This window comes from Streptomyces sp. NPDC055189, assembly GCF_053606765.1.
The window spans coordinates 1-14720 of sequence record NZ_JBSGSG010000141.1 but is presented as its reverse complement, the minus strand read 5'-3'; the positions used below and the strand labels follow the sequence as shown (position 1 = coordinate 14720).

At 71.8% G+C, this 14720-nt stretch carries 12 protein-coding genes; 4 read left to right on the top strand and 8 right to left on the bottom strand.

Going from position 1 to position 14720, the window contains the following annotated elements; all coding sequences use genetic code 11:
* Nucleotides 1–37 precede the first annotated feature (37 nt).
* Together ACWFR3_RS45030 and ACWFR3_RS45025 are read right to left on the bottom strand one after the other, a co-directional pair.
* On the bottom strand, nucleotides 38–856 hold the full coding sequence (locus ACWFR3_RS45030) for a hypothetical protein (RefSeq protein ID WP_453740519.1): 819 nt from the start codon (nucleotides 854–856) through the stop codon (nucleotides 38–40).
* Between the two features lie 2 nt (nucleotides 857–858).
* A complete protein-coding gene (locus ACWFR3_RS45025; RefSeq protein ID WP_453740518.1) occupies nucleotides 859–1395 on the bottom strand; it encodes a sigma-70 family RNA polymerase sigma factor in 537 nt (178 codons plus the stop codon).
* A 208-nt stretch (nucleotides 1396–1603) separates the two neighbouring features.
* Between ACWFR3_RS45025 and ACWFR3_RS45020 the strand changes: the two genes are divergently transcribed.
* Nucleotides 1604–2620: an aspartate-semialdehyde dehydrogenase gene (locus ACWFR3_RS45020; protein WP_453740517.1), complete on the top strand. Its 1017-nt coding sequence runs from the start codon at nucleotides 1604–1606 to the stop codon at nucleotides 2618–2620.
* Between the two features lie 60 nt (nucleotides 2621–2680).
* On the opposite strand, the gene ACWFR3_RS45015 is transcribed toward ACWFR3_RS45020, so the two are convergent.
* Nucleotides 2681–3871 carry an MFS transporter gene (locus ACWFR3_RS45015; protein ID WP_453740516.1) on the bottom strand — a complete coding sequence of 397 codons (1191 nt, stop codon included), beginning with the start codon at nucleotides 3869–3871 and terminating at the stop codon, nucleotides 2681–2683.
* Nucleotides 3872–3928: 57 nt separating this feature from the next.
* Here ACWFR3_RS45015 and ACWFR3_RS45010 point away from each other — a divergent pair, with 57 nt between their 5' ends.
* Nucleotides 3929–4843 (top strand): LysR family transcriptional regulator, encoded by a 915-nt coding sequence (locus tag ACWFR3_RS45010; protein WP_453740515.1) that lies wholly within the window; start codon nucleotides 3929–3931, stop codon nucleotides 4841–4843.
* On the opposite strand, the gene ACWFR3_RS45005 is transcribed toward ACWFR3_RS45010, so the two are convergent.
* Together ACWFR3_RS45005 and ACWFR3_RS45000 are read right to left on the bottom strand one after the other, a co-directional pair.
* Nucleotides 4840–5358, bottom strand: a complete 519-nt coding sequence (locus tag ACWFR3_RS45005; RefSeq protein WP_453740514.1) for a DUF1203 domain-containing protein — start codon at nucleotides 5356–5358, stop codon at nucleotides 4840–4842. The two genes, ACWFR3_RS45010 and ACWFR3_RS45005, sit on opposite strands and share 4 nt — an antisense overlap.
* A gap of 170 nt (nucleotides 5359–5528) precedes the next feature.
* Nucleotides 5529–6818, bottom strand: a complete 1290-nt coding sequence (locus ACWFR3_RS45000; RefSeq protein ID WP_453740513.1) for a flavin-dependent oxidoreductase — start codon at nucleotides 6816–6818, stop codon at nucleotides 5529–5531.
* A 221-nt stretch (nucleotides 6819–7039) separates the two neighbouring features.
* On the opposite strand from ACWFR3_RS45000, the gene pepN reads away from it, so the two are divergent.
* A complete protein-coding gene (gene pepN / locus ACWFR3_RS44995; protein ID WP_453740512.1) occupies nucleotides 7040–9607 on the top strand; it encodes an aminopeptidase N in 2568 nt (855 codons plus the stop codon).
* 642 nt (nucleotides 9608–10249) lie between these two features.
* Here pepN and ACWFR3_RS44990 read toward each other — a convergent pair.
* The 3 genes from ACWFR3_RS44990 to ACWFR3_RS44980 form a co-directional block, all read right to left on the bottom strand.
* On the bottom strand, nucleotides 10250–11170 hold the full coding sequence (locus ACWFR3_RS44990) for a LysR family transcriptional regulator (protein WP_453740511.1): 921 nt from the start codon (nucleotides 11168–11170) through the stop codon (nucleotides 10250–10252).
* 51 nt (nucleotides 11171–11221) lie between these two features.
* Complete coding sequence (locus tag ACWFR3_RS44985) at nucleotides 11222–12235, bottom strand: DMT family transporter (protein ID WP_453740520.1); 1014 nt, start codon at nucleotides 12233–12235, stop codon at nucleotides 11222–11224.
* A gap of 228 nt (nucleotides 12236–12463) precedes the next feature.
* Nucleotides 12464–13957: an FAD-dependent monooxygenase gene (locus ACWFR3_RS44980; RefSeq protein WP_453740510.1), complete on the bottom strand. Its 1494-nt coding sequence runs from the start codon at nucleotides 13955–13957 to the stop codon at nucleotides 12464–12466.
* A gap of 99 nt (nucleotides 13958–14056) precedes the next feature.
* Between ACWFR3_RS44980 and ACWFR3_RS44975 the strand changes: the two genes are divergently transcribed.
* Entirely contained in the window at nucleotides 14057–14674 is a 618-nt protein-coding gene (locus ACWFR3_RS44975; RefSeq protein WP_453740509.1) for a TetR/AcrR family transcriptional regulator, read from the top strand.
* The last annotated feature ends 46 nt before the right edge of the window (nucleotides 14675–14720 follow it).

Sequence of the window (14720 nt, the reverse complement as noted above, 5' to 3'; positions counted from 1 at the left end):
GGCCGGTTCTGTCCGGCCCGGCACGGGGTCTGCGCGTTCAGCATGTCGTCGTCTCTCCCTCTGCTCCCTTGTTTCCCTTGCCCGGCCGCAGCTCCCGCTCGATCCACGCCCGGTCCTTGGCGAGGTCCTTCTCCCCCTTGGACCAGATGTCCGGCGATGCCTCGCCCTTCGGGATGCCGATCAGGGTCCGGTCGCCGGGCCCGAGCCGCGGGTCCACGTCCACGTCCATCACGAACGTGATCCGCTTCGCCCCCTGGTCCGGCTTGTAGTAGCGGGTCACGTCCAGGACGATCCGCTCGCTGACGCCGCCGGGGACCGGCTCGACCCGTTTCACCGTTCCTTCCACGATGAGCCGGGCACAGGCCGCGTACGCCCCGGGCTTCCGGTCCGTGTCGTTCGAGCCGCCCCCGTCCGCCCTCTGGTCCCCCGCCTCGGGCGCCGCTCCCTTCGCCGCGTCGGAGTCGCCGTTCGCGGTGATCCCGCCCCCGCTCTCCATAGCCAGCCAGGCGAGCCCGCCCACCAGCGAGGCGGCAGCGGTGGCCGCGGCCAAGCCGAACGCCACCGTCACGCGACGCCGCCGGGCCCCGGCGGGGCGTACGCCGGCCCACTGGTCCGGCACGGACGCGAGCGCGGGAACAGGAGCGGGAGCAGAAGCAGGAGCGGGAGCAAGAGCAGGCGCCGCCAGCGCGCGCCCCACCACCCCGATCTGCTCCCGCAGCAGTGCGACGTCCGCCACGGCCGCGGCGTGCTCCGCCGCGAGCTCCGGGTCCCGCCCGGCATCGGCGGGCAGGGGTTCGTCCGTGAGGGCGAGCATCAGCGCGTCGTAGCCGTCCCCGGCCATCTCGTCCTTGGTCACCGTCACACCACCTCGCCCTCGTGCAGCCGCGTCCGCAGCACCCGTACCGCCGTATGCAGCCTGCTCTTGACCGTGCCCTCCGGTATGCCCAGCTCGTCGGCGATCGCCCGCACCGGGAGATCGGCGTAGAAGCGCAGGACGACGACCTGGCGCTGGGTGTCGGGCAGCGCGTCGAGGCCCTGGGTGACGGCCATCGAGAGGGCCCGCGTCTCCGCCCCGTCCTCGTCCGTCGCCTCCCGCCACAGCACGGCGAGCCGCTCCCCGAGGCGCTCCTGCCTGCGGCGCGCCCGGTGCCAGTCCATGGCGAGGTTCGAGGCGACAACCGCCGCCCACGCGGACACGTCCCGCGGCGCCTCGCGCCCGTCCGCGGCCCGCTCCAGGAGCTTGAGCCTCACCTGCTGGACACCGTCGGGCAGATCGGCGTGCGGCACCCCGCCGAGCGCGAGCACCGCCCGCACCCGGTCCTCCTGGGCCGCGTCGAGCGGATCCGCCCCCTCCCGCCGGCCTTGCCGGTCCCGTCGCATTCTTCCGCGCAGCAAGACACCCCTCCCGTCCCCGCGTTTCCCCTAGGACGCGGGGACGGCCCAAAACGTTCGGCGGGGCCGGGGGAATGTCGAAGAGTTTCCCGCCGGGAATGTGACATCCCGAACTTCGGACAATGGATTGGACAAGGCGCCCGTGGACAGACGCATCATGGAACCGGCGCAGGCCAAAGCCTGTGCCCATGCACATACGGAGGATGTCCCTGTGAAGGTCGGAATCGTCGGAGCCACCGGTCAGGTCGGCACGGTCATGCGCAAGATCCTCGTCGAGCGGGACTTCCCGGCGGACGAGCTGCGTCTGTTCGCATCGGCCCGCTCGGCCGGCTCGACCCTGGACGGCGTGACGGTCGAGGACGCCTCCACGGCCGACTACAGCGGCCTCGACATCGTCCTGTTCTCGGCGGGCGGCGCCACCTCGAAGGCCCTGGCCGAGAAGGTCGCCTCGCAGGGTCCCGTCGTGATCGACAATTCCTCGGCCTGGCGGATGGACCCCGAGGTCCCGCTGGTCGTCTCCGAGGTCAACCCGCACGCGATCGCGAACCGCCCCAAGGGCATCATCGCCAACCCGAACTGCACGACGATGGCCGCCATGCCGGTCCTGAAGCCGCTGCACCAGGAGGCCGGGCTCACCGCGCTCGTCGTGGCGACCTACCAGGCCGTGTCCGGCTCGGGTCTCGCCGGTGTCGACGAGCTCTTCGAGCAGGTAAAGAAGGTCGGCGACGACGCCCCCAAGCTCACGCACGACGGCTCGGCCACGGAGTTCCCGGCCCCGAACAAGTACGTCGCGCCGATCGCGTACAACGTCCTGCCGATGGCCGGCTCCATCGTCGACGACGGTCTGAACGAGACCGACGAGGAGCAGAAGCTCCGCAACGAATCCCGCAAGATCCTCGAGGTCCCGGACCTCAAGGTCTCCGGCACCTGCGTCCGCGTGCCGGTCTTCACCGGTCACTCGCTCCAGGTCAACGCCCGTTTCGAGCGTCCGCTGAGCGCCGAGCGCGCCACCGAGATCCTCGCGTCGGCCGAGGGCGTCGTCCTCACGGACGTCCCGACCCCGCTGGTCGCCGCGGGCAAGGACGACTCGTACGTGGGCCGCATCCGCAACGACGAGACGGCGGAGAACGGCCTCGCCTTCTTCATCTCCGACGACAACCTCCGCAAGGGCGCCGCGCTGAACGCGGTGCAGATCGCGGAGCTGGTGGCGGCCGAGCTCAAGGGCTGAAGTTCATGAGCTGCTGAAGTTCATGAGCTGAGGTCTTACGCGGATGGGGGCGGGCACCGTTTATTCGGTGGCCGCCCCCATCGCGTACCCCACGACGAGCAGCGCGAGGGCCGCGAGGCCGCCGCCGAGCCACAGCACGTCCGTCGTCCCGTAGCCGTCCGCGACCAGGCCGCCGGTCAGGGCGCCCAGGGCGATCGCCGCGTTGAACACCGCGGCGAAGAGCGCCGACGCCTCCTCTCGCGCGCGGGGAGCGGCGGTGAGTATCCACTGCTGGGTGGAGACGGAGACCCCGCCGTAGGCCAAGCCCCACGCGACGAGGAGCGGCACGGACGCGAGGAGCGAGCCGCCCGCGGGCCCGAGGAGCAGGACCACGGCGGCAAGACCCGCGCAGATGGCGAGCAGCGCCCGGCGCGGATCGCGGGCCGCGAGCGCGCCGCCCGCGAAGTTTCCGGCGATGCCCGCCACCCCGTAGGCGAGCAGCAGCCCGCTGATGAGCCCGGCGCCGAGGCCGGGCACGCGCTCCAGGACGGGTCGTACGTAGGTGTACGCGGCGAAGTGCCCGGTGACCAGGAGCAGCACCACGAGGAGTCCCGCCCGCAGCCGCGCGTTCCGCAGCAGCCCGGGGAACGTGCCGAGCCGTACCGCCGCCGACGCGGGCAGCGGCGGGAGCGAGGCCGCCAGCAGTCCGGCGACCGCGAGTGCGAACGCCCCCATCACCGCGAACGCCCAGCGCCAGCCCGCGAGTTCACCGAGAAACGTACCGGCGGGGACACCGAGGACGGACGCCACCGCGATCCCGCTGAAGATCACCGTGGTGGCCCGCCCCGCGGCCTCCTCGCGCACGAGCCGCGCGCCGAGTCCGGCCGCGATCGCCCATACGCCGCCGATGCAGACCCCGACCAGGACCCGCGCAGCGAGCAGCACGCCGAAGGCGGGGGCGAGCGCGGAGAGGAGGTTGGCGGCGGCGAGCAGGGCCATCAGCGCGCACAGCACCGTACGCCGGTCCGCGCGCCGCACGGCGACGGGCAGCAGCAGCGCGGCGAGCGCCGCGATGACGCCGGGGAGCGTGACGGTCAGGCCCGCGGTCCCGTCGGACACGCCGAGCCCGGCGGAGAGGGAGGTGAGGAGGCCGACCGGGAGCATTTCCGTGGTGACGACGGAGAAGGTGGTGGCGGCGACGGCGAGGACGGGCAGGGGGAGGGAGCGCTGCCGCCGTGCGAGTTCCGGGGATGCGAGTGGGGTGGCTTTCATGAGGTCAAGCCTTCGCCGGGCGCCCTCGGGGAACAACGGCGAAGATCTCATCCTTGAATGAGCGGGGCTCATGGACGGCTCATGGACGGCTCGGGGATGAGGGGGTTGCCGGTGCTGGAGATACGGGAGCTGGAGTGCTTCATGGCACTCGCCGACGAGCTGCACTTCGGCCGCGCGGGCGAGCGGCTCTACGTGTCGCAGAGCCGCGTAAGCCAGCTCCTGCGGGACCTGGAGCGGCGGATCGGCACACGACTCGTGGAGCGGTCGAGCCGGCGGGTGCGGCTGACTCCGGCGGGCGAGCGGTTCCTGGCCGAACTGCGCCCTGCGTACGAGACGTTGAGCGCCACGGTGGACACGGCAAGGGAGTCGGCGCGCGGGGTCACGGGGCGGCTGCGGATCGGCTTCCAGGGGACGGCGGACGCCCGCCTCATGCGGGCGATCGCGGACTTCCAGGAGCGGCATCCTGGCTGTGTGACGGAGATCGTGGAGGTGCCGTTCGCGGATCCGTTCGGGGCGGTGCGGCACGGGGATGTGGACACGGCGATCGTGCTGCTGCCGGTCGAGGAGCCGGATCTGGTGCTCGGTCCGCTCTTCTCCCGCCAGCAGCAGACGGTCGCGGTGTCGGTACGTCATCCCTTCGCGGGCCGCGGCTCGTTGCACGCGGACGAGCTTGCCGGGGTTCCTCTGATCTCCGCGACGGCGCCGGCACCGGCGTACTGGCGCACGGCACAGGCCCCGTCGACCGCACCGGCCCCGCAAGTGCGCACCCTCCAGGAGGGCTTGACGCTGGTCGCGGCCGACCGCGGGGCGATGCTGCTGTGCCGCCCCACGGCGGAGTACCACGGGCGGCGTGACGTCACGTTCGTGCCGGTGGAGGGGGTGCCGGATTCGGTGCTCGGGATGGTGTGGCGGCGGGACGGGGGGACGGAGCGGGTGCGGGCGTTCGCGCGGGCGGTGGGCGGGGTTTCCTAAGGTCGGCGGACCTCGAAGTGGAAGCAGCCGTACTCGACCGCCCTGACGTGCACGAGGGCGACCTCCGGGTCCGCGAAGGCCTCCGCGAAGGCGGCGTCGAAGCCTTCCGTCGCCGGGTCCGGGATCTCCAGGAGGCGTCCGCCGATGATGTGGCCTTCGGCGTTGTAGCGGCGGAGGGTGCGGAGGGCTCCGGGGCGGGCGAAGGGGTACTCCCCGTCGCGGGGCGCCGGGCCCTCGCAGTCCTGCGCGTGGATGAAGACCGGGCCCTGCTCGTCGTAGGCGCCGGGGGTCGCGCCGGTCTCCGCCGCCCAGCGGCGCAGGGGGGCGTACGCGACCAGGGCGACGTGTTCGCCGGGGGCGGTGGGGCGCAGGCAGCAGCGGAGGGGGTCTCCGCCCTCCTTGTCCACGTAGGGGGTGCAGGGGCGGGCGGCGTCGTCCGTGATGCGGAGTTGGTTGAGGGTGGTGGGGTCTATGGGGCGGGGGGTGTATGTCAGGGGCGTGGTGGTTGCGGTCATGGGGCGAGCTTCGCGCGTGGGGGTGGGGCGGGGCTGGCGCATTTCAGACGTCGCTTTCCCCAACCCCGCCCCTTCCCGGCTGTATCCATTGGCGGCTGCGCCGCGCAGGGGGCTCCGCCCCCAGACGAACTCGGCGGAGCCGGTGATGACGGCAACCAAGGCCAAGGCCGCTACCAAACCCCCCGCATACGCCGATACCCCTCCCCCAACCCCGCCAACTCCTCCCCCGTCAACACGTCCTCCACCCTGGCGAACCCCTCCGGGGCCCTCTCGGCGACCGTCCGGAGGACCGCGTCCACCGGCATCGCACGGTTCGCGAGGGCCACCGCATTGGCGGGGCCCCACCGCTCCGCCTCGTAGGCCCGCAGCCCGCCCACCCGGTCCACCCCTGCACGGGCCATGCACACCGCAAGGGCCCGGGCGTCGAGGATCGCCTCCGAACCCCCGCTGGACCCCACGGGGTACATCGGATGGGCCGCGTCGCCGAGGAGGGTCACGGCGCCGCGTCCCCACCAGGGCAGTGGATCCCGGTCCACCATCGGGTACTCCAGGATCCGCCCCGTCGACCCGGTCGCGGCGAGCAGCGCGGGCACGTCCAGATCCCCGATCCGCCAACCGGAGAAGTGCGGCAGGACGTCGGAGAGGCGTCCCGAGCGGTTCCAGTCGACGGGCCCCGGCGCCCCGTGGTGATGGACCGGAAAGCGCACCTCCGCGACCCAGTTGAGCAGCGCCCGCCCCCGCGTCTCCGCCTCCCGCGAGATCGGGTAGACGACGAGTTTCGTGGTCGCGTTGCTGCCCGCGATCGCCATCGTCCGGCCGCCGAGCACTGGCTCCCACTCGGTGACGCCGCGCCACATCCGGACGCCGTTCCACAAGGGCGGTCCTTCGCCGGGATGCAGGCAGTTCCGTACCGCCGAGTACAGGCCGTCGGCCCCGACCAGGGCCCGCACCGGCACCGCGAACTCCCGCCCGCGGGCCACGTCCCGCAGCGTCACCCGCAGCGCCCCCGACCCCTCCGGCTCGGCGTACCGCACGAACGCCGTGCCGGTCTGGACGGCGCTCTCGCCGAGGCGGTCGCGTACCGCGTCGAGGAGGATCAGCTGCAGCGCCCCGCGGTGCAGCGAGTACTGCGGCCAGTGGTGGCCGCGGGCCAGGCCAAGACGCTCGCCCCAGATGTGGTTGCCGTGCCGGTCGAAGTGCAGGATCCCGGCGGTCGGCACGGCCGTGGCGGCCAGCTCGGCGCCGAGGCCGAGCTCCGTCAACACGCTCACGGCGTGCGGGAGGAGGTTGATGCCGACCCCGACGGGCCGCAGCGCGTCCACCGCGTCCACGACCCGTACCCCGATGCCCGCGGCGTGCAGGCTGAGCGCGGTGGTGAGCCCGCCGATCCCGGCTCCCACGACGAGTACGTCGATCATCGGGCGCACCTCGCACCACCGGATCGCGGCGATCTTCGCCATCGTCTCGATTCCGGTAATCGTGGTGCTCCCGGTAATCGCTGTGACCGTCGGAGTCCCATGGACGCTCCCCCCGGGGCGTGTGTCGACGCGCGGATGCTAGTGGCACGGAAGCCCGCTAACAATGCCGCGTGGCGGCCGTCGGACAATGCCCCGTCACGTCCGCGGACCCACGTGGAAGGATGGCCGGAAACGCCACAAGTCGTACCTGAGGAGATGACCGCGTGCCCGGCACCAATCTGACCCGCGAAGAGGCGCAGCAGCGCGCGAAGCTGCTCACCGTTGACTCGTACGAGATCGATCTCGACCTCTCCGGCGCACAAGAGGGCGGCACCTACCGTTCGGTGACCACGGTGCGCTTCGATTCCGCGGAGGCGGGCGCCGAGACGTTCATCGACCTCGTTGCCCCGGCGGTCCACGAGGCCGTCCTGAACGGGCGCTCGCTGGACGTGGCCGCCGTCTTCCGGGACTCGCGCATCGCGCTCAAGCACCTGGAGGCGGGGCCCAACGAGCTGAAGGTGGTAGCCGACTGCGACTACACCAATACGGGCGAGGGCCTGCACCGTTTCGTCGACCCGGTCGACGAACAGGCCTATCTCTACACGCAGTTCGAGGTGCCCGACGCGCGCCGTGTCTTCGCCTCCTTCGAGCAGCCCGATCTCAAGGCGACGTTCAAGTTCACCGTGAAGGCACCGTCCGGCTGGACGGTCATCTCGAATTCGCCGACTCCCGAGCCCAGCGGTGACGTCTGGGTCTTCGAGCCCACGCCGCGCATCTCGACGTACATCACGGCGCTCATCGTCGGTCCGTATCACTCGGTCCACAGCTCGTACGAGGGTCCTGGCGGCCAGTCGGTTCCGCTCGGCATCTACTGCCGGCCCTCGCTCGCCGAGTTCCTCGACTCGGACGCGATCTTCGAGGTCACGCGGCAGGGCTTCGACTGGTTCCAGGAGAAGTTCGACTACGCGTACCCCTTCGCCAAGTACGACCAGCTCTTCGTGCCGGAGTTCAACGCGGGCGCGATGGAGAACGCGGGTGCGGTGACCATCCGCGACCAGTACGTGTTCCGTTCGAAGGTGACGGACGCGGCGTACGAGACGCGCGCGGAGACCATCCTCCACGAGCTGGCCCACATGTGGTTCGGCGACCTGGTGACGATGGAGTGGTGGAACGACCTCTGGCTGAACGAGTCGTTCGCCACGTACACCTCCATCGCCTGCCAGGCGTACGCGGAGAACTCGCGCTGGCCGCACTCCTGGACGACGTTCGCCAACTCCATGAAGACGTGGGCGTACCGCCAGGACCAGCTGCCCTCCACGCACCCGATCATGGCGGACATCCAGGACCTCGACGACGTCCTGGTCAACTTCGACGGCATCACGTACGCGAAGGGCGCGAGCGTCCTGAAGCAGCTCGTGGCGTACGTCGGAGAGGACGAGTTCTTCCGGGGCGTGCAGGCGTACTTCAAGGCGCACGCCTTCGGGAACACGCGCCTGTCCGACCTGCTCGGCAAGCTGGAGGAGACCAGCGGGCGCGACCTCAAGACCTGGTCGAAGAAGTGGCTGGAAACGGCCGGGATCAACGTCCTGCGGCCGGTGGTCGACGTCGACACATCCGGCCGGATCACGTCGTTCGCGGTCAAGCAGGAGGCGCCGGCTCTCCCCGCCGGCGCGAAGGGCGAGCCGACGCTGCGTCCCCACCGGATCGCGATCGGCCTGTACGACCTCGACGAGGCGAGCGGCAAGCTGCTGCGCACGGACCGCGTGGAGCTGGACGTGGACGGCGAACTGACCGCCGTGGACGATCTTGTGGGCCGCGAGCGTCCGGCGGTGATCCTCCTGAACGACGACGACCTCTCGTACGCGAAGGTACGCCTGGACGCGGAGTCGCTCGCGTTCGTGACGGAGCACATCGGCGACTTCGAGGCGTCGCTGCCGCGCGCCCTTTCGTGGGCGTCGGCGTGGGACATGACACGGGACGCGGAGCTGCCCACGCGGGAGTACCTCTCCCTCGTCCTGTCCGGCATCGCCAAGGAGTCGGACATCGGGGTCGTGCAGTCGCTGCACCGCCAGGTGAAGCTGGCGCTCGACCTGTACGCGGCTCCCGCCGGGCGCGAGGCGGCGCTGGCCGACTGGACCGAGGCGACGCTCTCGCACCTGCGTGCGGCGGAGGCGGGCAGCGATCACCAGCTGGCGTGGGCGCGGGCTTTCGCGTCGACGGCGCGTACGGAGGAGCAGCTGACGCTGCTCGAAGAGCTGGTGTCGGGCAAGCAGGCCATCGCGGGCCTCGCGGTCGACACGGAGCTGCGCTGGGCCTTCGTGCACCGGCTGGCGGCGAAGGGGCGGCTCGACGAGGCCGGGATCACGGCGGAGCTCGACCGTGACAAGACGGCGGCGGGCGAGCGGCACGCTGCCGCGGCGCGGGCGGCGCGGCCCACGCCGGAGGCGAAGGCGGAGGCCTGGGCCTCCGTCGTCGAGTCCGACAAGCTCCCGAACGCGATCCAGGAGTCCGTGATCTCCGGCTTCGTCCAGACGGACCAGCGCGAACTCCTCGCCCCGTACACGGAGAAGTTCTTCGCGGCGGTCAAGGGTGCGTGGGACTCGCGCTCGCACGAGATGGCGCAGCAGATCGCGGTGGGCCTGTACCCGGCGGTCCAGGTGTCCCGGGCGACCCTGGACGCGACGGACGCGTGGCTGGACTCGGCCGCGCCGTCGGCGGCCCTGCGCCGACTGATCACGGAGTCCCGGGCGGGCGTCGAGCGGGCGCTGCGGGCGCAGGAGGCAGACGCGTAGCCCTTGCCGGGCGGGCTGGACCCGCGCTGCCCTGCGCCGGCGACACATGACCTCCGGCCGGGGGCTGCTCCTTACCAGGGTGGCCCCGAGCCGGGGGGCCACGCTGCGTGCTCGGCGCTGGAGCGCTGCGGCTCGGCGCTGGGGCAGCCCCCGCCGCTCGTCGCAACGCTCACAAGCCCGCCGCTTCGCGGCGGATGTCTCCCGCCCACCCGCCCGATTACCCCGCATCCGCAGGGTGGGGGAGATCTCGTCCGCCGGCCGCATCCGACCGAGCCCGCGCTTCGCGCGGATTCTCCCCGCCCACCCGCCCGATTGCCCCGCGACTACGGGGTGAGCGGGTGGGTGGGCGGGATAGCTCCGCGCGAAGCGCGGCACAGTGGACGCCAACCCGCAGACGACAACCCGGCCACCTCACGACCGCGGGGCAATCGGGCGGGTGGGCGGGAGAGATCCGCGCGAAGCGCGGTAAGGGCGATGTCGGCCCGCAGACGGCAACCCGGCCACCGCACGGATACGGGGTACTCGGGCGGGTGGGCGGGAAAGGTTCGCGCGGAGCGCGGGAAGGGGGATGTCGGCCCGCAGACGAAAGCCTCGCGCCGAAGACTCGGGGTGCTGCACCGCACCCCCAATGCAGGGCGCGCCCTACTCCGCTCCGGCCCCCCGCAGGGGAACCGCCCCGCGCAGCGCCGACAAGACCCTGCTGACCGCCGCTCCCCCCGCAGCCCCGCGGCGCACCGCCGCCACCACGTGGCGGCGGGGGCGGTCCGCGGTCAGGCCCCTCATGACCACCCCGTCACGCCGCTCCGCCGCCATCCGCGGCACGAGGGCCACCCCCATCCCCGCCTCCACCATGGCGAGGATCGCCGTCCAGCCGGAGGCGGAATGCGCCTGCTCGGGCGTGAACCCGGCCCCCTCGCACGCCGCCCGCGTGATCTCCGACCAGGGGCCGCTGCCCCCGAAGATCCACGGCTCCCCGGCCAGGTCGGCGAGTCGGAGGCCGTCGACCGACGCCAGCGGGTGATCCCCGGGAAGCGCCACGTCCAGCGGATCCGCGAGGAGCGACTCCCGCGTGAAGCGCGTGTCCGCGTCCGCCGCGGCCGGCGCCGTCACCGCCAGGGAGAGGGCCACGTCCACCTCCCCCGCGGCAAGGAGCTCGTACGCCTCCGCCGCCTCCACCTCGCGGACCCGTACCGAAATCCCCGGCGCCGCCGCCCGCAGCTCCCGCACCGCGGGGACCACGAGCGCGGGCACGGCGGTCGAGAAGGCCCCGACCCGCACCTCCCCCGCCTCGCCCTGCGCGTAGGCCGCCAACTCCGCGTCCGCCTGCTCCAGTTGGGCGAAGACCGCCTCGGCGTGCCGCAGGACGAGATGCGCCGCGTCCGTGAGGCGGACCCGCCGCCCGTGCGCCTCCAGGAGCGGCACCCGCAGCTGCTTCGCGAGGTTGGACAGCTGCTGCGACACCGCCGACGGCGTCATCTGCAGCGCCCGCGCCGTCGCGGTCACCGTGCCCCGCTCGCTCAACGTACGCAGGATCTGCAGCTTCTTGATGTCCCACTCGCTCATGGAGTCAACGTACCGACTGGTCACAAGAGGTGATCGCACGGGACGCGCCCCCTACTTCGCCTGCTGCTTCGCCCGCTGCTTCGTCTGCTGCTTCGCCGGCTGCTTCGAGCGCGCCGCACCGAGCACGACCCCGCCGAGGATCAGCCCCATGCACATCACCTGAAGCCACCCCATCGCCTCGCCGAGCACCGCGAAGGAGAGCAGGGCGACGCACACCGGCTGGAGGTAGTAGATGACGCCGGCGCGGGCGGCGCCGATGATCGAGATCGCCTTGTTCCAGGCGAAGAAGGCGATCGCGGACGAGACGACACCGACGTAGAGGAGCGGCGAGACCGTCCCGACGGTCGGCGTGAAGCCGCCCTGGAGCACGAAGCTGGCCACGAACACCGGAAACAGCATCAGCGCGCCGAGCGTGAACGTCGCGAAGAGGAACGGCAGTCCGCCGATCTCCGCCGGCTTGCGCTTGAGCAGCGCGCTGTACGAGCCGAAGGAGAGCGCCCCCGCGATCACCCACAGGTCACCGGCGGCGAAGTCCATGGAGAGCGATCCGCCGGACACCAGGACTAGGACGCCCGCGCAGGCGATCAGCATGCCCGTCACGCGGCGCGCGCCGAGCTTCGTACCGCCGAGGCGTTCGTACACCGCCATCAGGACCGGTGACGCCGCCATGATCATGCCCATGTTGCCCGCGGTGGTGGTGACCCCGGCCTGGTTGACCAGGGTGTTGTAGATGGTGACGCCGAGGAGGGAGGCCAGGAGCAGGAAGCGGATGTGCTTGCGGAGCAGGGCCCGCTGCCGCCACGTCTGGCGTGCGGCGAACGGCGCCACCGCCGCAATGGCGATGATCCACCGCCAGAACGCGTGCTGGACGGGCGGCACGCTGTCGGCCAGGGCGCGCGAGGTGACGAAGCTGCCCGACCAGACGACCGTGGCGAGCGCCGCGAGGGCGAGGCCGAGGCCGATGGGGCCCGCGGCCCGCCGCGCCTTGTCCGCCGCCGCCGGGGCCGACACGTCCGGCGCTTCCGGCGCGGTGTGGATGGAGGTCGTCCGGTCCAGGACAGTCACGACAGTCACTGTTACCCCTTGCCTCTCTCCCGGTCGCTCCGGGAAAACACGAACCCCGCCGAGGTGGACACCACCCGGCGGGGATCTCTTCGCTGATTCGCTGATCTCTTGGTTGGCTGCGGGACTACCGTCGCACCCCCGCACCCATCAGGTCCATCGAATATTTCCGAGGCTTCTTTGAAGTAGAACCGAACAATTCATTCCCCCCTACTCCACACCCTGCTTCCTCTACTCCACACCCCACTCCCCCAGCGCCGCCCGCACCGACCCCGCGTCCGCCTCTTCCGCCGCCCACGCCACGTACCCGTCGGGGCGGACAAGGATGGTCGTACGCCGCTGGCTGGCCCAGTGCGTCACAACGGCACGCCCCGCCGCACCGACCGCACCGACCACGTCGGCGGCGTCGTACCCCGCGTCCCCCGGAGTGATCAGCACGAACTCGCCCTCGCGCAGAGCCTCGTAGAGCCGCCCCTCCTTGAGCGCGATGTCCGGGACGCGGTGCCCGGTCATGCGGTGGGAGCCCTTCGGGGCCGGGTAGGCGTACCCGATGCCGGTGATCTGGCCGATCGCCCTGTCCCGGACCGGGGACACGACGTTGACGAACGACGCGAGGACGGCGCGGGCCGCGCGCGACCACGGGCGCTTGACCATCGCGAGCCGTACGATCCCGCCGCTGCTGCGCAGGACCGCCTTGCCGATGGGGTGCCGCTCGGACTGGTAGGTGTCCAGCAGGCCTTCCGCTGCGCGGCCGTCGACCGCCGCGACGAGCTTCCAGCTCAGGTTCACGGCGTCCTGCAGACCGGTGTTCATGCCCTGCCCGCCCGCCGGGGTGTGCACGTGCGCGGCGTCCCCGGCGAGGAAGACCCGGCCGACCCGGTACGCGGGCGCCTGGCGCTCGTCGCTGTGGAAGCGGGACATCCAGCGGGCGTCGTGCATGCCGTAGTCACGGCCGAGCGCGAGCCGGGTGATCTCCTTGACCTCTTCGAGGTCGAGGGGCTCGCTGTCGGGGACGTTGTGGGCGCGGTTCCAGCCGATGACACGGTAGTAGCCGTCGGCGAAGGGCGCGATGAAGGCGAAGGCGTCGCCGGCGGCGTTCACGGTGAGGACCGATGCGGGCTTCTCGGCGAGCTTCACGTCGGCGAGCACGACCGAGCGGATGGCGGACTTTCCGGGGAAGGGCAGACCGATGGCCTTGCGGACCGGGCTGTGCAGCCCGTCGGCGCCGACGACGTACGCCGCCCGTCGCGTGCTCTTCTCGCCGCCGGGGCCCCGGACTTCGAGGGTCACGCCGTCCGCGTCCTGGGTGAGTCCGGTGACCTCGCTCTCGTACCGGAAGTCGACGCCCGCCTCGACCGCCCGGCGTTCGAGGACCCGCTCGACCTCGTACTGCGGCAGGACCAGAAGGTGGTTGTAGCGCGAGGGCAGCTTGTCGAGGCCGACCTCCAGGTGCGCGAAGAGGCGCAGGCGGTCCAGGGGCTGCCCCATGGCCTCGAGGTCGTCGGCGAGGCCGCGCGCGTCGAGCTGTTCGAGGGTGCGGGCGTGCAGCACCAGGGCGCGGGAGAGGTTGCTGATCCCGTGCGGCCGCTTCTCGAGCAGGGTGACGGGGACACCTGCCGCCGCCAGGTCCCCGGCGAGCAGCAGCCCGGTGGGGCCGGAGCCGACGACGATGACGGCGGGGTCCGCGGTACGGGTCGCGTCCTGCGTTTCCTGGGTTCCGTTCATGGCGGCCTCCTTGTGCCAACAACTGTTGGTCAACGCTTGTTGGCTAAGATAGGACCGCCGACATGGACTGTCAACACACGTTGGCCTACGATTGTTTGCATGAACCGAGGCGCACCCGATCCGGCGACCGAGGCGACAAGAGCGGCCGAGACAGCGGCCGCACCATCCCGCCGCTCCGACGCGACCCGCGCCGCGATCCTCACGGCCGCCCGCGAGCGGTTCGCCGCCGACGGCTACGAACGGGCCACCATCCGCGCCATCGCCAAGGACGCGCGGATCGATCCGTCGATGGTGATGCGCTATTACGGCAACAAGGAGGGCCTGTTCGCCGCCGCCTCGGCCATCGATCTGCGTCTGCCCGATCTCACCGCTGTGGCGCGCGAGGACGTCGGGCGCGCCCTGGTGACCCACTTCCGCGATGTCTGGGAGAAGGACGAGGTGCTGACCGCGATGCTCCGCGTCGGCATCACGAACCCGGCGGGCGCCGAGCGCATGCAGGGCATCTTCAGGGACCAGCTGCTGCCGGTCGCGCGCCGCGTCTGCCCCGATCCCGCCGACGCCCCGCGGCGGGCCGGGCTCTGCGCCTCACAGATCCTCGGCATGGCGCTGACCCGCTATGTACTGCGGTTCCCGCCCGCGGTCGCGTTGTCCGGCGAGGAGCTGGCGGACTGGCTCGGACCCACGGTGCAGCGCTATCTGACGGCCGAGCAGCCGTGACGTACGTAGGGGCTCTTCACCGGCGTACGCATGCGTACGCCGGTGA